The sequence below is a fragment of the Apilactobacillus waqarii genome (assembly GCF_019061205.1).
Classification (GTDB): domain Bacteria; phylum Bacillota; class Bacilli; order Lactobacillales; family Lactobacillaceae; genus Apilactobacillus; species Apilactobacillus waqarii.
Genome location: NZ_JAHQYH010000004.1, coordinates 101,664 through 123,422, shown reverse-complemented (window position 1 = coordinate 123,422; position 21,759 = coordinate 101,664). Strand labels below are relative to the sequence as shown.

The window sequence follows — 21,759 nt, the reverse complement described above, 5'->3', positions numbered from 1 at the left end:
GATAGTAGTTGAGGGATCGCCCTCTGCAAGGGTAGGACGTTGCCGCGCGTTATTCCGAATTAGCTCAGTTGGTAGAGCACCTGACTGTTAATCAGGTTGTCGTCAGTTCGAGTCTGACATTCGGAGTATATAAAAAGGTGCTAACAAATGTTAGCACCTTTGTTGTATATTAAAATATACATAGCATTTGCCGGCTTAGCTCAGTTGGTAGAGCATCGGTATCGTAAACCGGCGGTCACAGGTTCAAGTCCTGCAGCCGGCATAAAAAAACTAGGATTTAGTCGTCCTAGTTTTTTTATTTTCAGATGATTAGATTTTGGTAAAATTGATAAAATTTTAATCAGAGAGTATAATTACCGTTGCTATGATTTTTAATTGTTTGGAGGAGTATTAATTGGATAAAATTGATAATGATAATCAATCAAGGGGTCTAATTTCATTAACGTTAACTGAATCACTAGAAAGATTTAGTTACTATGGTATGCAAGCAATCCTTTTGTACTACATGTACTATTCATTAAGTAGGGGTGGTCTTGGCTTTAAGCCTTCTACAGCTGCATCATTGTTTGCGATCTATGGATCATTAAGTTATTTATCCGCTGCTTGTGGGGGTTACATTAGTGATAGGATTCTGGGAGGAAAAAGAACAGTTTCTCTCGGGGCTATTTTAATTATTTTAGGTCAGTTAATTTTAACGATTCCACTCCATAATACGATTTGGTTATTATTTGTATCTCTTGTATTTTTAACAGTGGGAACTGGATTATTAAAACCAACAATCACAACGATGGTTGGTAATTTATATGATGAACGATATAACACTAGGGCATATCGTTTTACCATTTTCCTTTCAGGGATTAATATTGGGGCTTTCTTAGCACCAATCATTATCGGTTATATTGGTGTGCACGTTAATTTCCATCTTGGATTCTTAATCGGTGCCATTGCGATGGCAATCGGACTTGCTATCTTTGAAAGACACACAAAAGACTATAACCAAAACAATAGTATTTACACTTTAAATCCAATTGAACCTTACGAAATTAAAAAGCTACTTGATCGAGTTATGTTATTCGTTGTTTCAATCGCATTAGTATTTCTATTAATGTATGTGTTTGATGCATTGAATCTTGAGAATATTATTACTTTACTTAGTGTAATAACAATCGTTATTCCGTTCATTTACTTCTTTGTGATTATTAGTAGTAACCATACTACTCAAAAAGAAAGGAAGGGAATGGTAGTTTACGTACTATTATTCATTTGTGCTGCTTTCTTCTGGGGAGTAGAAGAACAAGGACCAATCGTTTTAGCTATGATGGCCAGTGGTAGTACTGACAATGATTTCTATATATGGAAGTATGTCGTATTAGCATTCTTTATCGTTGCTTCATTGATTATTGGTTACTTCGTTCATAAGAATAGCAATAGTGTCTTATTAAAGGCATTTACAGCGGCAATTCTAGTATTCTTTATTCTATTAGGAATTTTGCATAATGGGGACTTCCACGTTCACATTTCAAGAACATGGTACCAAGCAATTAATCCATTATTTATTTTAATTCTTACTCCATTCTTTGCTAAAGTTTGGCATCATAAGGAAAGTAATGCTGTTAAGACATTCCCGCTAGGGGTAATCTTAGCAAGTATAGGATGTTTGATTTTATTTGTTCCAATTAAGTTTTTGGCTGGTAGTGAAGTTAATCCACTATGGATCATCGCTACTGTTGGAATTATCTGTTTAGGTGAAATGTTCATTTCTCCTGTTGGACTTTCTGTAACATACCGTTTAGCGCCCAAAAACTTTGTCTCACAAATGATGGGGGTATGGTATCTATCTGATGCTACCGGCCAAGCTATTAACTCTCAGGTTGTTAAATATTTCTCTGTAGATAATGTTAACTACTTCTTAGTTTTGGGGAGTATTGGATTAGTATTAGCCATTGTGATGGTTATATTATTACACCAGGTCTTACGAGATTTGAACATGCACTAAAAATTTAAAAAAGTATAGAAAAAGTGTTGACTTAAACCGCGATTTTCGATATTATATTATTTGTTGATTGGTTGAGACATACCAATGACATCGCAGTTTTAACACTTGCGATTAGGTAAAAAAAGTCATTGACAAGCATCTATGATTTTGATATTATATTTCTTGTTGATTACATTTTATATCTTTTCGGAGGGGTAGCGAAGTCTGGCTAAACGCGGCGGACTGTAAATCCGCTCCTTCGGGTTCGGTGGTTCGAATCCACTCCCCTCCATTCTTATTGGGCTATAGCCAAGTGGTAAGGCAACGGGTTTTGATCCCGTGATGCGCTGGTTCGAACCCAGCTAGCCCAACTACTTTAAATGACTAACTTTTATAGTTAGTCATTTTTTTTATGTTATAATAAACACATCATTTTTTAAGTTCTGGAGGTTGCTATGAAAATAGGCTTTATTGGTGTCGGAGCAATGGCAAAGGCAATGATTAAAGGATATATCAATTCTGGTCAAGTCAAGGCTAGTGATATATATGTACATGCTCCACATAGGGAAAAATATCAAGAATTCGCAAAGACTACAGGGATTAACTGTAGCGACAGTAATCAAGAAGTAGCAGCAAGCAGTGACTTGGTTATCTTGGCAACAGGACCAAAACAAGTTGTTGATGCTTTAAAGGATGTTAGAGAAAACTTAAATGGTAAGATTCTAGCATCAATCGCATGGCAAATTTCATTAGAACGTCTAGAAGAGTTAACTAGCTATGATTTACCAATCATTCGTTTAATTCCAAACGTTAACGTAGAAGTTAATGAAGGAATGTTAATCTACAAGGCTAACGAAAACCTAGTTGACCAAATGTTAGCAGATACTGTTAAGAACCTAGAACTACTAGGCAAGATGATTGAAGTTCCTGAAGACAAATTTGATGTGTCAGGATCATTAATGGGCTGTACTCCTGCATACGCTTATTTATTTGCGGACATCTTTAGCAGAAGCGCAGTTAACCATGGTTTAGACAAACAAACAGCGACTCAATTAGCAGCGCAAGCTATTCTAGGATCAATGAAGATGATTGAAAAATCTGACAAGTCACCAAGTGATTTAATTGATGATGTTTGTTCTCCAGCCGGTGGAACTATCAAGGGATTATTAGCATTGAAGAAGAGCGGTTTCGAAAAGGCCGTAATTGATTGTTTCGATGCAACGCAAGAATAGTAATGAAGGGATAGTGAAATAATGGCTTTGCCAATTTATATCCAAATTCATAATGAAATCAAAAAGAATATTGAAGAGGGTAAATGGAAACTAGGTAGTCGCATTCCATCAGAACGACAACTATCAACTGAATTTAACGTTAGTCGAATGACTTTAAGACAAGCAATTCAAACACTTGTTGACGAAGGCATCTTAGATCAACGTGTCGGTTCAGGTACATACGTTTCCAATGAAAAGGTCCAAGAAAAGATGTCAGGTGTGACCAGTTTTACCGACATCATGTTGGCGCAAGGTAAACTCCCTGCCAGCAAGACCATTTCATATCACACACTAGAACCTTCGCTAAGTGAAATCGAAAAGCTAAACATCTCTCAAAACGACAAGGTATTGAGAATGGAAAGAATTAGATACGGTGATGGTGTGCCTATTTGTTTTGAAATCGCCACAGTTCCTGAAAAGATTATCGATGGGTTAAGTAAAGATGATGTGACCGATTCATTCTATGCATCATTGAAGGAAAAGAAGAACCTAGTACCGAAAGTATCAAGACAAAACGTTTCAGCAACTCTTGCTTCCGAAAGAATCGCTGAATACCTAGATATTAAGAAGGGTGATGCCATTCTGTTATTAAGACAGGTAACTTCACTACAAAACGGTCAACCATTTGAATACGTTCGTACTCAATACGTGGGCGAAAGATTTGAATTTTATTTAGATAGTAAAAAAAGTACATTCGACTAATGTCGATGTACTTTTTTATTTTGCTTCATTTTTCTTTTGTTTCTTTACTAAACGGATGAACTTTGGCAATGCCAACATACGTTTGAAACGAGTAGGTTCCTTGATTAAACGGTATAACCATTCAATGTGGTGATTGATCCAAAATTGTGGTGCACGTTGAACGTGACCTGATAAAACATCAAAGCTACCGCCCAGTCCAATCCAGAGACCATTGCTTACATGACGATATTTTTCGATGAAGTATTCTTGTTTAGGGAAACCTAGGGCAACAAACACCATATCAGGCTGATTTTGCTTGATTTCAGCGGCAATTTTATCACTATCGGCAAAATATCCATCATGATATCCAGAAACGGTTAAATCTGGGTATTTTTGCGGAATGATCTTCTTTAAATCAGCGATAACTTCTGGTTTGGCACCCAAAAAGTATGCTGATTTATGGTTTTGATTACTCCAGCTTAATAGGTCTAATAGGATGTCGTATCCGGTAATTCTTTCACTCATATCTGAACCTAGGATATTGGCACCCATAACGATACCAATTCCGTCGGCAACTAGGTAGTCAGATTTTTTAATTGTTTCGGTGTATTTTTGATCGTTTAAAGCGTGAACAACGATTTCGGGATTAGCAGTCACGACAAAAGTATTTTCATGTTTATCGATTCTATGCTTGGTGTTTTCCATGAAATCATTGAATGAACTATTTAAAAAATCAAAACCTAAAATATTAACAGTTTTATTTTCCATTGCAATACCTTCAAATAAATTATTATGATTATTTCTTTAATTAATGATAAAATAAAAGACAATAAAATGCGACAAGTATTAGGAGGATTTCATAAAAAATGTCAAATGAATTTGATAATTTAACATTACATACTGATGCATATGAAATCAATATGATGCAAACTTACTTCCAAGCTGGTTTGCAAAATCGTCGAGCTGTATTCGAAGTTTACTTTAGAAAGATGCCATTCGAAAATGGTTTTGCCATTTATGCGGGATTGGAAAAAGTAATTAACTATATTAAAGATATCAACTTTACTGATGATGATATTGAGTTCTTACGTTCTCAAAACGAATATACCGAAGAATTTTTAGAATATCTTCGTAATTTTAAGTTTACTGGATCAATTCGTTCTTTGGTTGAAGGTGAATTGGTATTCAATAACGAACCAATGCTTCAAGTTGAAGGAAATGTTTGTGAATGCCAACTAGTTGAAACAGCAATCTTAAACATCGTTAACTATCAAACATTGATTGCTACTAAGGCTGCTAGAATTAGAATGGCAGCAGGGGATGACCCACTACTAGAATTTGGTAGTCGTCGTGCTCAAGAAACTGCTGCGGCAATCTGGGGAACCAGAGCTGCTTATATTGGTGGCTTCAACGCTACATCAAATGTTTTAGCAGGTAAAAACTTTAACATTCCAATTAGTGGAACTCATGCCCACTCATTAGTGGAATTATTCCAAGATGACTACAAAGCCTTCAAGGCTTATGCACAAAGCCATCGTGAATGTGTTTTTCTAGTTGATACTTTTGACACCTTAAAGAGTGGTGTTCCTAACGCCATCAAGGTGGCCAATGAAATGGGTGACAAGATTCATTTTGCTGGTGTCCGTATTGATTCTGGTGATATGGCATACCTATCAAAACGTGTCCGTGAAATGCTAGATGATTCTGGATATCCAGATGCTAAGATTTTTGCTTCAAACGACTTGGATGAAAAGACTATCACTAGTTTGAAGATGCAAGATGCTAAGATTGATGTTTGGGGAATTGGTACCAAATTAATTACCGCATTCGATCAACCAGCACTAGGTGCCGTTTATAAGATGGTATCAGTTGAAAATGATAACGGCGAAATGGTTGATACCATTAAGTTGTCAAACAATGCTGAAAAGGTATCTACACCAGGTAAGAAACAAGTATGGAGAATTACAGAACGTAAGGACGGTAAGTCAGAAGGAGATTACATCACATTAGATGATGAAAATCCAAATGATGAAGCTAGTCTATACATGTTCCATCCTCAATACACATACATTAACAAGACATTGACTGATTTTGATGCAAGACCATTACTAAAGGACATCTACAAAGATGGCGCATTAGTTTATGAACAACCAGAATTAGCCGATATCAAACAATATTCAGAAGATGTATTATCATCACTATGGCCTGAGTACAAACGTGAGTTGAACCCACAAGAATACCCAGTTGATTTATCAACAAAATGTTGGAACAACAAGATGAGCATTATCAAGGATGTTCACGATAAAATCAAAAATAAGCAAGACAAGGGTGAATTGTAATGAGAGAAAAGCAAGCAGAAATCATTGATGCATTAAAGGTAAAACCATCAATTGATCCAAAAGAAGAAATCAGAAACAGTGTTGACTTTCTAAAGAGCTACCTAAAGAAAAATACTTTCCTAAAGACGCTAGTTCTAGGAATTTCAGGTGGACAAGATTCTACTTTAACCGGTAAGTTAGCACAAATCGCCATTAACGAAATGCGTGAAGAAACTAATGACGATGAATACAAGTTTATCGCCGTTAGATTACCTTATGGAACTCAAGCCGATGAATCAGATGCAATGGATTCAATTGCTTTCATCGAAGCTGACAAGACTATCCGAGTAGATATCAAACCAGCAGCTGATGCTGCCGTTGCTTCTGTTGAAGCCGATGGAATGGAAATTTCTGACTTTAACAAGGGTAACATCAAGGCAAGACAAAGAATGATTGCTCAATACGCAATCGCTGGTCAAACTCACGGTGCCGTTTTAGGAACCGATCATGCCGCTGAAGCCGTAACTGGTTTTTACACTAAGTTTGGTGACGGTGCTGCAGATATTACTCCATTATGGCGTTTAGACAAACGCCAAGGTAAGGCAATGCTAGCCGAATTAGATGCACCAAAGCATTTATACGAAAAGATTCCAACTGCTGACCTAGAAGATAACCGTCCAGCTTTACCTGATGAAGCTGCTTTAGGTGTAACTTACGACGATATCGATAACTACCTAGAAGGCAGAGAAGTTTCAAAAGATGCTGCAGAAAAGATTGAAAACTGGTATATTAAAACAGAACACAAACGTCATCTACCAATTACTATTTACGATGACTTTTGGAAGTAAGAAGGGAATTTTTTAATTATGAAGAAAAACAAGATGGCAATCTATGCTCCATTTTTATCTGATTTAATCACTAACACTAACAAGGTTGGTGAAGAAATGAGTCATGATTACGATCCATTGGAAGAATCTGTTGCTAATAACGATTACTCATCAATCGATTTAGCAAGCACAAAGGATACTTTCCAAAAGGGTACTGATAAGTACAAAGAATTCTTATCACAACTTGATAACGTTCAAGTTCCTGCTAAGGAACTAGGTCGTCACTCAATCCTAAAGGAAGCTTATGCTGACTACGTTAAGGGATGCCAAGACATGGTAGACAGTATCAAAGCTGATACCATTGAAGCAGATGCTTTTAACGAGGCAGGTAAGCTACAACAAGATAGCATCGAACGAGTATTTAAGACAGCTCAAAAAATTATGATGTCAATGTAATAAAAACAAAAGATAGTTGGTAAATATTACCAACTATTTTTTTATCTAAAAATGCAATGATATAATTAAAGACAAACTCAAATAAGAAATGAGATGAACGATTTGGATCAATCAATCATTAAAAAAATCAGAAAAGAATTAGGCAGCTATTCTGAAAAACAAATCATAGCCGTTATTTCTATGCTAGAAGATGGTAATACCGTTCCATTTATTGCCAGATACCGTAAGGAACGTACAGGTAGTTTGGATGAAGTGCAAATTAGAGAAATTTCCGATGCCAACACTAAAATTACTAACCTAGAAAACCGTAAGGAAGAAGTTCTTCGTTTAATCGAAGAACAAGGTAAACTAACCGATAAATTAAATGCTGACATCGAAAAGGCTGAATCAATGCAAAGAGTCGAAGACTTGTATCTACCATACAAGAAAAAAAAGAAGACCAAGGCGATGATTGCCAGAGAACAAGGTTTAGAACCATTAGCTAAACTAGTTTTAGCTAACGATGATTCCTTTGTGAATAAGGCAAAAGATTATGTGGATGCAGAAAAAGAACTAACCGACGTCGAAGATGTCTTGAACGGTGTTCATGAAATCCTAGCAGAAGATATCGGAAACGACGCTCATCTAAGAGAATGGATTCGAGAAGATACCAAGAAGCATGGTCAAATTGCCAGCAAGGCCAAGAAAGATGCTGATGAAAAAGACGAAAAGCACGTCTATGAAGATTACTATGACTTTTCACAACCAATTAACCAATTGAAGAAGCACCGTGTCCTAGCGTTAAATCGTGGTGAAAAGGAAAAGGTATTAACCGTCAGCATTGATGTTAATACCAACGTCATCTACAAGTTCTTACAAGCAGAAACTAACCGTAAACGTAACGGTAAGTCAGCTGAATTTGTGAAGAATGCTTATGAAGATGCATACGCTCGTTTTATGAAACCAGCCATTGATCGTGAAATCAGAAATGAACTAACCGACGAGGCTGATGAACATGCCATTAACATCTTTGGCCGCAACTTGTATAACCTTTTGATGCAAGCACCAATCAAGGGCAAGGTAGTGATTGGGTTTGACCCAGCTTATCGTACCGGATGTAAATTAGCCGCAATTGACGATAACGGTAAGTTCTTGGATAAGTTAGTGATTTATCCACACAAACCAGCAAGTGAAGCTAAACGCCAACAAGCTAAAAAACAACTGGTTGATTTCATTAAGAAGAACCATGCTGAAATGATTGCAATCGGAAATGGAACAGCTAGTCGTGAATCAGAACAATTTGTTTCTGAACTAATTAAAGAAAATAATCTACCGGTATATTACGTAATTGTTAATGAAGCCGGTGCTTCTGTATACTCTGCAAGTCAAAATGCACGTGATGAATTTCCTGACTTTCACGTTGAAGAACGTTCTGCAGTAAGTATCGGAAGACGTCTTCAAGACCCGTTAGCTGAATTGATTAAGATTGATCCTAAGTCAGTAGGGGTTGGTCAATATCAACACGATTTGCCTGCTAAACAATTGGATTCCCAATTGGACCGAGTTGTGGAAACAGCTGTTAATAAAGTGGGGGTCAACGTTAATACTGCTAGTCCAGAGTTATTAACTCATATTTCAGGGATGACTAAGACTACCGCTAAAAACGTTGTTAAATTTAGAAACGAAAATGGTGAATACAAGACTCGTCAATCCCTATCAAAGGTACCTAGATTGGGACAAAAGACTTATGAACAAGCCATTGGTTTCTTAAGAATTCTAGACGGTAGTAATCCACTTGATAATACCGATATTCATCCGGAAAGTTACATGATTGCTAACCAAATTGTGGATGAATTAAATTTAAGTTTGGATTCATTGGGAACAACCGAAATTAACCAAGCTTTATCCACATTTGATGTTGATAAGTTTATTAAAGAAAATGGTTATGGAAAGCAAACTGTTTTAGACATCATCGATGGATTAAAACGTCCAGGAAGAGATTTTCGTGATAACATGCCAACTCCAGTCCTAAAGCAAGATGTATTGAAGATTGAGGACTTAAGAGAAGGGATGCAATTACAAGGAACCGTTAGAAACGTAATTGACTTTGGTGCATTCATGGATGTGGGGGTAAAACAAGATGGACTTGTCCACATCTCACAAATGAGTGATCAATTTATTTCTGACCCAAGTAGCGTTGTTTCTGTTGGGGACATTGTTGATGTATGGGTATTATCAGTTGATATTAAACGAAATCGAATTCAACTAACGATGATTAACCCGGAGAAGTGATAAAATTTAAATGAATGATCAAGAATTACAATCATTGGTGGAAAAGATTTCACAGGAATCGTTCGCCAAACCATTTAAGCACCGTGCATACTTTAATAGTCGTTTAAGAACCACTGGTGGAAGATATCATGTTGCTAGCCATGATATTGATATCAACCCTAAGATGTTAACTGAACATTCCATGGAGATATTGGTAGGGGTGATTAAGCATGAGCTTTGCCATTACCATCTCCATCTTGCCGGTTATTCTGGTAAGCATAATACTTTAGCTTTTAAACGATTATTGAAAACGGTGGGTGGCTCAAGATTTGCGCCGGCACCTGTGGACAAGCGTCCGTTAAAATATGTTTGTACACATTGTGGACAAACTTACCGTCGTAAGCGTAGAATTGACACTCACAAGTATGTATGTGGAAAATGTCGTGGAAAACTAAAATTAGACACTGGAGATGATTAGTTTGGATAAAAAAATAATTATCCGAGTACCTGCTACATCAACAGGAATCGGAGCTGGAATTAACTCAATCGGAATTGCATTTGGTTTATACTACACAGTCATCGTTGAAGAAGAAATGCAACATTGGCAAGTTAACCATGCATTGGGGGATGACGTTCCAAACGATGAAAACAACATTATCGTGCAAACCATATTAAAGGTTGATCCAACAATCAAACCTCACCAATTAACTGTTATGTCAGATGTGCCAATTGGAAGAGGACTTGGTTCAAGCACTACAGCGATTGTTGCGGGAATCAAGATTGCGAATGCGTTAGGCGAATTAGACCTTTCGCTAGATGATGAAATTAACATCGGTAGTAAGATTGAAGGCCATGCTGACGGTGTCGCATCTGCATTATTAGGTGACATTACCGTTTCTTACTTTAATGGTGAAATGGCTACAACAGTTAAGACCAAAATTCCAGAGGTTATTAACGCGTTAGTATACCTAACTAAGGATGACGGTAGTGATAAGGCTATCTACAAGAACCAAGTTAGCTCTGTAGATGCCGTAAAAGCCAGCAGCGCTACCAATGTACTAGTGGCCTCATTAATGAGCAATGAATGGACTAAAGCTACTGAAATGATGGAAAATGACGCTATTTACACCGATAACATCTATGAAGTAGTGCCAGAACTTGAAACCATCAGAAAACAAGCACATGAACTAGGAATTTACGGTACATTCTTAAACCAATCACATCGTTGTGTGATTACATTCGGTACCGAATCAGAACTAAATCAATTACGTGACAGATTAAATTTCGGTAAATTAGACGGAGTCATGAGATTGATTAAGGTCGATCACAGTGGTGCCACTGTACGCGGTGAATAAAAAAATTTAAAACACCTATTGCAAAGTAGGAAAAAATCACATATAATAATATTTGTGATTTTTTATTGCGGCCATGGCGGAATTGGCAGACGCGCAAGATTAAGGATCTTGTCGGGATTATTCCCGGTGGAAGTTCGAGTCTTCTTGGCCGCATTAATGAGAAATCATTATCACATATAATAATATGGCGGTAGTGGTGAAGTGGTTAACACATCGGATTGTGGTTCCGACACGCGTGGGTTCGATTCCCACCTACCGCCCTTTTATTGGGCTATAGCCAAGTGGTAAGGCAACGGGTTTTGATCCCGTGATGCGCTGGTTCGAACCCAGCTAGCCCAACTACTTAAAAAGGAGACATCCATTTGGATGTCTCCTTTTTCTTTGTCTTCATGATGTAAAAGTAGGGGATATAAAAAAGGTTCTGGTACTAACCAGAACCTTTTATTTTTAGTTATCAGTTGAGTAATTGATTTGAGTGGATGAACTACTCATTACGCTGGAACCAACACTGTAGTCACTTGTTTGACTTTGTGTTTGGTTTAATGAAGTAAGTTTGCTTAATCCAAGGCTTTGTCTAATTGAGTTTGAAATGTTTAGAAGAGTTTCTTGAGTTGGTACTTCATAATCAACACCGTCAACAACAGCAGTTTCACCTTGAAGTGTTTGTGACTTGATGTGGTGAGTTGCGTTTCCGTATCTTTCACGTAAAGCAACCATATCATCAAACTTCATATCAGTCTTAAGGTTACCTGAGATTGAACTTAGGATTGATTTGTATCTTGGTAATGAAGAAATGTTCATACCTTTTAGAACAAGTTTTTGTAGTACTTGTCTTTGTCGTACTTGACGACCGTAGTCACCAGCAGGATCTTGATGTCTCATTCTTGAGTAAGCAAGAGCTTGAGCACCATTCAATGTAACTGTTTGACCCTTAACAACATTCGCAGCTTCATAATGGAAAGTTAAAGGAGGAGTAACGGTAACACCACCAACAGCGTTAACCATCTTTTCTAGACCACCCATGTTAATGATTGCATAGAAGTCGATTGGAACGTTTAACAAGTTTTGTACGGTTTGTACGGCACTTGAAGCACCACCAATGGTATATGCAGCATTGATCTTTTCATAAGGTTGTGAATCTCCAGGAACAGTAACCTTAGTATCACGAGGGATACTTGTTAGGTAAATTGTTTCCTTCTTAGGATTGATAGTAGCTAGGATCATAGTATCAGTTCTACCTGTGTCATGACGTCCTAGGGCACCGGTATCGGTACCTAGAAGTAAGATTGAAACAGGTTTGTTCTGAGCAATGACGCTAGATACGTTTCTTTCTTTTGTGGATAAACCTGGTTGATAAGCCTTATCCGCAGCATTCTTCATGTTGACATAAACACCATGAGCAATGATTAATCCAGTAACTACTAGAACTAAAAAGACAATAAGTGAAATCCAAGCACCCTTATGGCTTTTCTTCTTCTTGAAGTGAGTTTGGTTTCCTCTAGTTCTGGAAGCTCTATCGATGTTTTGATTATTGTTTTGCATAAATCAAAAATAGCTCCTTTATTCTGAATTTCCCCATTATACTACCTATAATTAAGATACGTAAATATAAGTAATATTATAAACTTATTTTTTTGAAAATAATAATACTTACGAAATATGTAATAAATTGTAATATTTCTGTTACATTTTTAATAAGGCCTGGGGATATGATATAATTTCGATGTTAATATAAAAAACATCACAATATGAACTTTAAGCTTGTAGTGTATCAAGTTTTTTATAATTTGTAAATTTAAAGGAGTGCGTTTAAAGTTGAAAAAGACTTTTCTGTATGTTTTAATTTCCACATTTATGTTTAGTTCAATGGAGATTTCACTAAAAAGTGTCCAAGGAGTTTTTAGTCCAATTCAATTGAATTTAATTCGATTCTTTATCGGGGGATTGGTTTTAATTCCGATTGTCGTGAAGAATGGAAAACAATCATTATTGACGAGTAAATGGAAAAGTTTAGGCGTCTTCTTATTAACTGGATTTTTATGTGTGGTAGTCAGCATGACGCTATTCCAATTAGCCATCATGTACGATGAAGCATCAACTGTAGCGGTGCTATTTAGTTGTAATCCAGTATTTGCATTACTATTCGCTTTCTTTATTCTAAGAGAAAAGATTAGCCGACTAGGATTTATTTCCCTAGTTCTTTCTATTATCGGATTGCTTGTCATAGTTAATCCGGCCAACCTTACAAACCCATTGGGAATTTCATTAGCGTTGGGTTCAGCACTAACATTTGGTCTTTACAGCATTGTATCCAGATGGGGTTCACAAGTGACTGGTCAAAATGGACTAGCAACTACTTGCTACACATTTTTAGCCGGATCTGTTGAACTTTTAATTTTAGTATCAATTACCAATATTTCTGCTGTTGCAAACTACATGAATAAGGTAGAATGGCTAAAACCATTTGCAAACACACCAATCATTCATAATATTTCCATGAATTACTTCTGGATTCTACTATTTATTTGTGTCTGTGTAACAGGTGGTGGATTCGCATTCTACTTCCTTGCCATGGAAAGAGCAGGGGTATCAATTGCCTCAATCGTCTTTTTCATTAAACCAGGATTGGCACCAATCTTGGCAATGATTTTGTTAGGTGAAAAGATTACAATTAATACCTGGATTGGAATTGTGATTATTCTAATCGGTTCTGTGATTACATTTATTGGTAGTCAGATGGAACAAAAGAATGCTGCATTAGAAGAATAAAAAGAGATGATAATATGTCGTATTTAGTAATCATGCGTCATGGTCAAAGTGTTGCCAACGAGAAGAATGTTTTCACTGGTTGGAGTGATGTTTCCCTAACTGAAAAGGGAATTCAACAAGCTCACGATGCCGGTAAGAAGATTAGTCAATTGGGAATTGATTTTGATCATGCTCATACTTCGTTTTTAAAACGCGCAATTGAAACGTTGCATATTGTGTTAAGTGAAATTAACCAACAATATATTCAAGAGACAAAGTCATGGCGACTAAATGAACGTCATTATGGTGCGTTGCGCGGTCGTAAAAAAGATGACGTTAAGTTACAATATGGACCTGAAAAGTTTGCTGAATTTAGACGCAGCTATACGACGGTCCCACCATTGCTGGATCAACCTGATGAAGAACATAAGTATGAAAAAATCGCTGTGATTGAACCACGTGGTGAAAGTCTAAAGATGGCTTATGAAAGATTGATGCCATACTGGCAAGACTCGATTGCCCCTAAGCTATTGAATGGACAAAACGAGTTAGTAGTTGCCCATGGTTCAACTCTTCGGGCATTAATTAAGTATTTAGATAATATTAGTGATGATGACATTGATCGAGTGGAAGTTCCAAACGGAAAGCCAATCGTTTATCATTTCGATGATAAGTTGAATGTAATTAATAAAAAGACAATATAAAAAGAGCTGATAATTTATCAGCTCTTTTTTGTATATTATTTTTCGTTGAATGCAAGAGTTCCCATTGGATCCCATGGATCTAATACAACGGGGTCTTGTTCTTGGTTCTTCTTATCTTCTTCAGATAGGTACTTCTTGTTGATAACAACTTGGTAAGTGAAACGTCTAAACCATGATTCACTCATTACAAAGTAACCCTTTGAACCAACTTGGTTACCCCAAGAGTTTTCAACCTTCCACTTAGTTGGTTGACCATCGACGATATCAACACCGGTGATAACCATGGCGTGGTTCATAACACTTTGGTGGTAATCTAGTTGTTCATCCTTACTCATTAATAAATCAATGTCGAATAATTCATCCTTTGAGTATAGGTTGTCGTCCATGATTCCTTTTTTACGATCTGATTCCTTTGAAACATCGCTTCCGAACCAAACACTTTCACCGTTCTTTAATTGGGTGATGGTTAGTTCTTCTAGACGGTCCATTTCAAGGTTTAAATGCTTAACTTGACGACCATCGATAACGTTACCTAACATATCAACGGTGTAAGTCTTTTCGTATGGTTTGTCCAATGTAGGGGAGTTGATGATTGAAACGTAATCTTCTAGGTTTAAGTTTACGTATTTATCAAAGAACTTCTTTGGAGTTAAATCAGTATCAATATGGTATTCGTTCTTTTCATCACGGTATTCAAAATTGAATTCTGAAACGGGTTCACCGAATGAGTAGACTAAGACACGGTAAATTTCGCTTAACATTTCGTCTTTTACCTTTTCGATATCTGAACTGTTTTGTGAAACTAGTTCACGTAGTTGAATGGCATCCATTCTTAGCTTTTGGTTTAATACAACGTTTAATTCTGAAGTATCGTTACTTACGGCAGTTTCAACCATTGCTGATTGAGGAACAACACCGTACTTTTCGATTACCGCACATAACATGTCCCATTGACCACCATCTTGTTGTGGTGAATCTAATAGCCATGAAACACGGCGTGAGGTTAATGGTTCATCAGCAGTTTTGATAATGTTTTCTAAGAACCAGTTACATTTTTCAAACTTATCCCAGAAAGTAGTGTAAATTTGTGATAATTCAAAATCACCAGATAAGTTGAAGTTTTTAGCTAGGTTATGACGCATAGTATTTAGCGCTGCGAAAATCCAGCAACGGCCACTATGTTTTTGGTTGGCAACTTCACCAGTATTGATTTCAATTGAAAAGTTTGGCTTCATGTTACCTTCCGCTTCGAAGTTGGCAGCTGAAGAGTTGATACCATTATGGCTTACGGCTCTTTGCATTACCTTAGCTTCTTTACGATCTAATAAATCGTTATGATACTTTTGGATATTTTCATTACTAATACTCTTTGACATCATTATTCCTCCTTGCTTTTATAATATTATATCACTCAGGTCAAATGTCTTTAAAAGCAAAAAAACGTGATAATAAGACGTACTTACTATCACGGTTTAGATTTATTATTTTCTTTTAGCGTCGAATGTTTCTGAATGATCTTCATATCCGACAATTACCATGTCAACAACATCTAGGAACAGACCATGTTCAACGATTCCAGTCATGTTGTTTAGGATGGTTTCAAGTTCGTGGGGATGTTCAATGTAACCTAAGTTTAAATCGATAATGTAGTTATCAGCGTGAGTTAACACGTGGCCACCCTTAGCGTTGGTTCTAAAAGTAGGATGGTAACCCATATCGTCTAAACGTTTGAATAGGTGAGTGCTTCCGTACGGAGTAACTTCCAAAGGAAGGGGAAAAGAGCCAAGGTTTTTGGCCATCTTTGTTGCATCGACAATCCAGATGTTTCGATCTGAGTTGATTGCGACAATTTTTTCACGAAGGTGGGCAACACCGCCACCCTTGATACCTTGGAAATTTTCATCGATTTGGTCAGCACCGTCAATTGTTAAGTCAATATGGTCAACGTCATCGATACTTTTAACATCAATTCCCAAGTCACGAGCACGCTTTGCTGAGCGGTTGGAAGTTGGAACACCAATAATACGTAATCCTTCTTTGGCTACTCGTTCTCCCAATGCATCCAACAAGTATTTCACAGTTGAACCTGTACCAAGACCGACAGTCATACCGTCTTTGATATATTTGACAGCTTCTTGGCCGGCAACTTTTTTCATTAATTCTTTATCCATAATCCTTTTCCCCTCTAAAATATTCGGTAAAACGACGTTAAATCGACTTTGAATGCTTATACATTCAGACGAAAGGTTTCGAACAAAGGTATTAAATATACCTCAATAATACTATATTAATTTTCTATGGTTATCGTGAGTTTGTCAAATAAAATATTTGTATTTAATTGTTAACAGTTTTCATATAAAATACATAGTATAATAATACTAATAAATTAACAGGATGTGTAGATATGAAAAGAGGATTTGAAGTAGTTACAAAGTACAAGGATAAAGGCATCAACCTACCTTATCGTTCTACTAACCAAGCAGCGGGTTATGATATCGAAGCCGGTGTCGATTTTGTATTACCCTCAATTTGGAAATTAGGATTTTTAAAAGTTCTTTGGGCAATTAAGCATGAAAAAGACGTATCTGAAGATGAGATGCAACGTGCAAAGGATATCTTACGTCCATTATTAGTTCCAACTGGAATTAAGGTCTACATGCAACCAGATGAAATGCTTATTATTGCTAACCGTTCAAGTGGTCCACTAAAGAGAGGTATGGTTTTACCAAATGGAATTGGTATCGTTGATGCTGATTACTATGGAAATGAAAGCAACGAAGGTGAGTTGTTTGTTCAAATGACTAACTTCGGATTACTAGATAGAAAGATTAAGAAGGGTGATCGTATCGCTCAGGGTATTTTTGTACCATTCTTAACAACTGATGATGACTCCAACAAGGGTACTAAACGAATTGGTGGTTTTGGTTCATCAGGCGAATAAAAAACGAATTAAAGAAAGGAAATTAATGTGGCTAAAGTAAAGACCCAATTTGTTTGCGAAGAATGTGGATACATTTCACCAAAGTACTTGGGACATTGTCCTAACTGTGGAAAATGGAACACGTTTGAAGAACAAACCGTTCAAAAAGAAACATCGAGTTTGAAATCGACTCACCGAATGGATTTCAATGGTCAGCAAACAAAACCACAACTAATCAAAGACGTTAAGTTCGAAAAGGAATCACGTTTTGAAACTGAATCCCAAGAATTTAATCGTGTATTAGGTGGCGGAATTGTTCCGGGCTCATTAATTTTAATTGGTGGTGATCCTGGTATCGGGAAATCCACACTGTTACTTCAAATTTCTGGTCAATTAGGTGCTAAGGACCAACGTGTCCTATATGTATCTGGGGAAGAAAGTGCCAGTCAAATTAAGCTAAGAGCGGAACGTTTATCCGTGAATGGCTCCAATATGTATCTATATCCAGAAACCGATATGGGTGCCATCAAGTCTGCCATTGATGAGATTAAACCAGATGCAGTGGTAATTGACTCCGTTCAGACTATTTCTGAACCAGAAGTTGATTCTGCAATTGGTTCCGTATCACAGGTAAGAGCAATTACCGCTGATTTAATGTCCATTGCAAAGACCAATGGAATTACTATCTTTGTGGTTGGCCACGTTACCAAGGGTGGTTCAATTGCTGGACCTAAGACTTTGGAACACATGGTTGATACTGTTTTATACTTTGAAGGAGACATGCATCATTCCTACCGTATCTTAAGAGCCGTGAAGAACCGTTTTGGTTCAACCGACGAGCTAGGGATTTTTGATATGCAAGAATCCGGATTAAGTGAAGTTGCTAATCCATCAGAGGTCTTCTTGGAAGAACGTTTGAAGGACGCTAATGGTTCTGCAATCGTTGTTTCAATCGAGGGAACTAGACCAATCCTAGTTGAAATTCAGGCACTGGTAACACCATCCGTATTTGGGAACGCCCAAAGAACAGCTACCGGGATTGACCGTAACCGTGTAGCCGTTTTAATGGCGGTGCTTGAAAAACGTGCAGGACTAATGCTACAAAATCAAGACGCCTTCTTAAAGGCTGCTGGTGGAGTTAAGTTAAACGAACCGGCAATTGATTTGGCTGTGGCAATTAGTGTGGCATCAAGTTACAAGAACAGGGGAACAGACCCTAGTGAATGTTACATCGGTGAAATTGGGTTAACTGGTGAAATTAGACGAGTTAACCGTATTGAACAACGTGTTTTAGAAGCACAAAAACTTGGCTTTAAGCGCGTATTAATACCAAAACATAATATGTCAGGATGGACTGCTCCAGACGGAATTGAAGTCGTTGGTGTATCCACACTGGCTCAAGCGATAAAAATCGCACTTAACTAACACATACTGAGGAAGATAATAATGAAAAAAATTGATCGATTTACGGTTATCCAATTTATATTTGTCATTTTAGGAGCAACGCTAGGGGTAATTTATCTACCCGTTATTTGGCATGCATTATGGGAAAACCCTTCAATTTTATTAAATAATGCACTAGTTGATTCAGTAATTGGAGCCATTGTTTTCTATATTCTTTCATTGTTTGTGGTTAAACGAATCATGAATGCAATGAGTCAGGTTGAAAAACAATTATCACAAAAGAACCCATTCTATATTTTGATGGGAACTTTAGGGATGATTATTGGATTAATTTTAGCGACTTTAATTTCAATCGTTTTATTTAGAACGCCTTATTTAATCACTAACTTAATCTTGCCAGCTCTATTGATGATTACTTTTGGATATCTAGGTTTTCTATTGGGAACCACTAAGTTAAATGATTGGCGCAAGATTTTTAGAGTTAGCTTGAAAAAGGGCGGCAACGCATTGACTAACTCTGCAAACCGCAACAGCAATAAATCAATTAAGATTTTGGATACCAACATTTTGATTGATGGTCGTATCTATGAGGTGGCAAAGACTGGATTTATCGAAGGAACATTACTTGTTCCTAAGTTTGTCTTGTATGAACTACAATACATCGCGGATTCAGCTGATAGTCAAAAGCGTATTCGTGGTCGTCGTGGTTTAGACATTTTAAATAAACTACAAACCGAAAAGATTATGCCAATTGAAATTACTGATCAAGACTATGACAACATCAAAGAAGTAGATAGTAAGCTAATCAGATTAGCAAAGGATTTCAACGGTTCAATCATTACTAACGACTACAACTTAAACAAGGTTATCCAATTCCAAAAGGTTAATGTTTTAAACATTAACGAATTGGCCAACTCACTAAAACCAAGATTTGTTCCCGGAGAACATCTTGAAGTTATGATTTTGAAAAAGGGAACCGAAAGAAGCCAAGGAGTCGCATTCTTAGACGACGGGACCATGGTGGTTGTTGAAGATGGTAAGAATCATCTAAACGAACGACTATCCGTTGAGGTAACCAGTTCAATTCAAACAGATGCAGGTAAAATGATTTTCGCTAGAATTGATGATAAATAAAAGGTTATAGATACCTTTAGATTTTTACTGAGCACTTTATTTTTATCGCTAATAATTGTAAAATTAGAATGTTATTCTAAGAATTTATAAAAAAAGAGGAGAAAATATCATTGGCTAATAAGAAAATTCGTGTTAGATATGCACCAAGTCCAACCGGACATTTACACATTGGTAATGCTAGAACAGCAATTTTTAATTACCTATTTGCTAGACATAATAAAGGTAAGTTTATTATCCGTATCGAAGATACTGATACTAAGCGAAACGTAGCTGATGGTGAGAAAAGTCAGTTAGACAACTTAAAATGGCTTGGCTTAGATTGGGATGAAGGTCCAGACAAACCTGGTAAGTTTGGTCCTTACAGACAATCAGAAAGACGTTCAATCTACGATCCATTGATTCAACAATTATTGGATGAAGACAAGGCTTACTACTCATACAGAACAGAAGAAGAACTAGAAGCTGATCGTGAAGAACAACGTGCAAAGGGCATTATGCCTCATTACGAATACGAATATGCTGGTATGTCAGAAGAAGAAATTCAAAAATCAATGGCTGAATCAGAAGCTAAAGGTTTGAAACCAGTTATTCGTTTCAGAGTACCAAAGAACAAGACTTACGCATGGGACGATGTTGTTAAGGGTCATGTTGAATTTAACTCTGATACTATTGGTGGGGACTTCGTTATCGTAAAACGTGACGGAATGCCTACTTACAACTTCGCGGTTATTATTGATGATCATGAAATGCAAATTTCACACGTATTCAGAGGTGACGACCACGTTGCTAATACACCAAAACAATTAATGATGTACGAAGCATTTGGTTGGGAAGCTCCTGTATTCGGTCACATGAGTTTAATTACTAGTGCCGACACTGGTAAGAAGCTAAGTAAACGTGATGAATCAATCATTCAATTTATCGAACAATACAGAGACCTAGGGTACCTACCAGAAGCAATGTTTAACTTCATTACTCTATTAGGTTGGTCACCAAAGGGTGAAGATGAAATCTTCTCACAACGTGATTTCATCAAGATGTACGACGAACACCGTCTAAGCAAGTCACCAGCTAACTTCGATAACAAGAAATTAGAATGGATTAACAACCAATACGTTAAGGCTGCTGATGAAGACGTTGTTATGGACTTAGCATTACGTCAATTAATCGCCAAGGGTAACATTCCTGAAAACCCAGACGCTTTAACTATCGAATGGGCTCGTAAGTTAATCAACACTTACAAGCAACAAATGAGCTACATGGCTCAAATCAACTCAATGGCTGACGTATTCTTTAACGAACCAGCTAAGGTTTCTGGTGAAGCTCTTGAAGAAATTCAAAACGAAACTGCACCAGTTGTTCTAAAGGCCTTTGCTGAAAAGATTAAGGATGTTCCAGTTTTCGATAAGATTGAAATCTTAAAGACAATTAAGGAAATTCAAAAGGAAACTAAGATCAAGGGACGTCAACTATGGATGCCAATCAGAATTGCCGTTACTCATGAAAGTCACGGTCCTGAACTACCTGAATCAATCGAATTGATTGGTAGAGAAAAGGCTCTAAAACACATTGATGAAACTTTAAAGCAAATCAATCAATAATAAATAAGGCTCGCTAAAGCATGCTTTGGCGGGCTTTTTTATTTGAATTTATCCTAATATAGTGACCATTATTATGATAGAATGAAATAAGTATAAAAAATAGGAATAGGGGTGC

Annotated in this window: 19 protein-coding genes and 7 tRNA genes; 22 read left to right on the top strand and 4 right to left on the bottom strand. The window is 36.9% G+C overall.

Translation table 11 applies throughout. The features are described from left to right. The first annotated feature begins 53 nt into the window (after nt 1-53). From KTJ72_RS04290 to KTJ72_RS04260, 7 genes are all read left to right on the top strand, one after another. Nucleotides 54-126 (top strand) — tRNA-Asn (locus KTJ72_RS04290). 63 nt (nt 127-189) lie between these two features. Further along, a tRNA-Thr gene (locus KTJ72_RS04285) sits at nt 190-262 on the top strand. 132 nt (nt 263-394) lie between these two features. Next, complete coding sequence (locus KTJ72_RS04280) at nt 395-1,996, top strand: peptide MFS transporter (protein ID WP_198178027.1); 1,602 nt, start codon at nt 395-397, stop codon at nt 1,994-1,996. Between the two features lie 188 nt (nt 1,997-2,184). Next, nucleotides 2,185-2,267, top strand: a tRNA-Tyr gene (locus KTJ72_RS04275). Between the two features lie 7 nt (nt 2,268-2,274). Further along, nucleotides 2,275-2,346: transfer RNA gene (locus KTJ72_RS04270), tRNA-Gln, on the top strand. Nucleotides 2,347-2,430: 84 nt separating this feature from the next. Next, nucleotides 2,431-3,207, top strand: a complete 777-nt coding sequence (gene proC, locus KTJ72_RS04265; protein WP_094750854.1) for a pyrroline-5-carboxylate reductase — start codon at nt 2,431-2,433, stop codon at nt 3,205-3,207. A 21-nt stretch (nt 3,208-3,228) separates the two neighbouring features. Next, nucleotides 3,229-3,948: a GntR family transcriptional regulator gene (locus tag KTJ72_RS04260; protein WP_034531866.1), complete on the top strand. Its 720-nt coding sequence runs from the start codon at nt 3,229-3,231 to the stop codon at nt 3,946-3,948. A 15-nt stretch (nt 3,949-3,963) separates the two neighbouring features. Here KTJ72_RS04260 and KTJ72_RS04255 read toward each other — a convergent pair whose 3' ends face one another. Further along, on the bottom strand, nt 3,964-4,701 hold the full coding sequence (locus tag KTJ72_RS04255) for a WecB/TagA/CpsF family glycosyltransferase (RefSeq protein WP_430385412.1): 738 nt from the start codon (nt 4,699-4,701) through the stop codon (nt 3,964-3,966). 92 nt (nt 4,702-4,793) lie between these two features. On the opposite strand from KTJ72_RS04255, the gene KTJ72_RS04250 reads away from it, so the two are divergent. The 9 genes from KTJ72_RS04250 (at nt 4,794) to KTJ72_RS04210 (ending at nt 11,472) form a co-directional block, all read left to right on the top strand. Next, nucleotides 4,794-6,266 carry a nicotinate phosphoribosyltransferase gene (locus tag KTJ72_RS04250; RefSeq protein ID WP_217304207.1) on the top strand — a complete coding sequence of 491 codons (1,473 nt, stop codon included), beginning with the start codon at nt 4,794-4,796 and terminating at the stop codon, nt 6,264-6,266. Further along, on the top strand, nt 6,266-7,093 hold the full coding sequence (nadE, locus tag KTJ72_RS04245; RefSeq protein WP_057197541.1) for an NAD(+) synthase: 828 nt from the start codon (nt 6,266-6,268) through the stop codon (nt 7,091-7,093). The genes KTJ72_RS04250 and nadE overlap by 1 nt, the downstream gene beginning before the upstream one ends. An 18-nt stretch (nt 7,094-7,111) precedes the next feature. Beyond that, nucleotides 7,112-7,528 carry a hypothetical protein gene (locus KTJ72_RS04240; protein ID WP_198178025.1) on the top strand — a complete coding sequence of 139 codons (417 nt, stop codon included), beginning with the start codon at nt 7,112-7,114 and terminating at the stop codon, nt 7,526-7,528. Between the two features lie 102 nt (nt 7,529-7,630). Further along, the gene (locus KTJ72_RS04235) at nt 7,631-9,799 is read left to right on the top strand and encodes a Tex family protein (RefSeq protein WP_217304206.1); all 2,169 of its coding nucleotides are present in this window, start codon (nt 7,631-7,633) and stop codon (nt 9,797-9,799) included. 10 nt (nt 9,800-9,809) lie between these two features. After that, nucleotides 9,810-10,256, top strand: coding sequence for a SprT family protein (locus KTJ72_RS04230; RefSeq protein ID WP_217304205.1), 447 nt, complete (start codon nt 9,810-9,812; stop codon nt 10,254-10,256). Nucleotide 10,257: 1 nt separating this feature from the next. Beyond that, complete coding sequence (locus KTJ72_RS04225; protein ID WP_249419557.1) at nt 10,258-11,133, top strand: homoserine kinase; 876 nt, start codon at nt 10,258-10,260, stop codon at nt 11,131-11,133. Between the two features lie 67 nt (nt 11,134-11,200). Beyond that, a tRNA-Leu gene (locus KTJ72_RS04220) sits at nt 11,201-11,286 on the top strand. Nucleotides 11,287-11,320: 34 nt separating this feature from the next. Further along, nucleotides 11,321-11,393: transfer RNA gene (locus tag KTJ72_RS04215), tRNA-His, on the top strand. A gap of 7 nt (nt 11,394-11,400) precedes the next feature. Continuing rightward, nucleotides 11,401-11,472: transfer RNA gene (locus KTJ72_RS04210), tRNA-Gln, on the top strand. 108 nt (nt 11,473-11,580) lie between these two features. Here KTJ72_RS04210 and KTJ72_RS04205 read toward each other — a convergent pair. Then, nucleotides 11,581-12,675 carry an LCP family protein gene (locus KTJ72_RS04205; protein WP_094750862.1) on the bottom strand — a complete coding sequence of 365 codons (1,095 nt, stop codon included), beginning with the start codon at nt 12,673-12,675 and terminating at the stop codon, nt 11,581-11,583. A 273-nt stretch (nt 12,676-12,948) separates the two neighbouring features. Here KTJ72_RS04205 and KTJ72_RS04200 point away from each other — a divergent pair, with 273 nt between their 5' ends. Together KTJ72_RS04200 and KTJ72_RS04195 are read left to right on the top strand one after the other, a co-directional pair. After that, nucleotides 12,949-13,902, top strand: coding sequence for a DMT family transporter (locus KTJ72_RS04200; protein ID WP_094750863.1), 954 nt, complete (start codon nt 12,949-12,951; stop codon nt 13,900-13,902). A gap of 14 nt (nt 13,903-13,916) precedes the next feature. Next, on the top strand, nt 13,917-14,585 hold the full coding sequence (locus KTJ72_RS04195) for a 2,3-bisphosphoglycerate-dependent phosphoglycerate mutase (protein ID WP_217304203.1): 669 nt from the start codon (nt 13,917-13,919) through the stop codon (nt 14,583-14,585). A gap of 35 nt (nt 14,586-14,620) precedes the next feature. On the opposite strand, the gene KTJ72_RS04190 is transcribed toward KTJ72_RS04195, so the two are convergent. Beyond that, nucleotides 14,621-15,961 carry a C1 family peptidase gene (locus KTJ72_RS04190; RefSeq protein WP_217304202.1) on the bottom strand — a complete coding sequence of 447 codons (1,341 nt, stop codon included), beginning with the start codon at nt 15,959-15,961 and terminating at the stop codon, nt 14,621-14,623. Nucleotides 15,962-16,066: 105 nt separating this feature from the next. Continuing rightward, on the bottom strand, nt 16,067-16,756 hold the full coding sequence (gene rpiA / locus KTJ72_RS04185) for a ribose-5-phosphate isomerase RpiA (protein WP_034531888.1): 690 nt from the start codon (nt 16,754-16,756) through the stop codon (nt 16,067-16,069). Between the two features lie 233 nt (nt 16,757-16,989). Between rpiA and KTJ72_RS04180 the strand changes: the two genes are divergently transcribed. The 4 genes from KTJ72_RS04180 to gltX all read left to right on the top strand — a co-directional run bounded on the left by KTJ72_RS04180 (nt 16,990) and on the right by gltX (nt 21,644). After that, nucleotides 16,990-17,526 (top strand): dCTP deaminase/dUTPase family protein, encoded by a 537-nt coding sequence (locus KTJ72_RS04180; protein ID WP_094750866.1) that lies wholly within the window; start codon nt 16,990-16,992, stop codon nt 17,524-17,526. A gap of 27 nt (nt 17,527-17,553) precedes the next feature. Beyond that, complete coding sequence (gene radA / locus KTJ72_RS04175) at nt 17,554-18,930, top strand: DNA repair protein RadA (protein WP_094750867.1); 1,377 nt, start codon at nt 17,554-17,556, stop codon at nt 18,928-18,930. A gap of 21 nt (nt 18,931-18,951) precedes the next feature. Further along, nucleotides 18,952-20,043 carry a PIN/TRAM domain-containing protein gene (locus KTJ72_RS04170; RefSeq protein WP_052471476.1) on the top strand — a complete coding sequence of 364 codons (1,092 nt, stop codon included), beginning with the start codon at nt 18,952-18,954 and terminating at the stop codon, nt 20,041-20,043. Nucleotides 20,044-20,153: 110 nt separating this feature from the next. After that, a complete protein-coding gene (gene gltX, locus KTJ72_RS04165) occupies nt 20,154-21,644 on the top strand; it encodes a glutamate--tRNA ligase (protein ID WP_041152508.1) in 1,491 nt (496 codons plus the stop codon). The last annotated feature ends 115 nt before the right edge of the window (nt 21,645-21,759 follow it).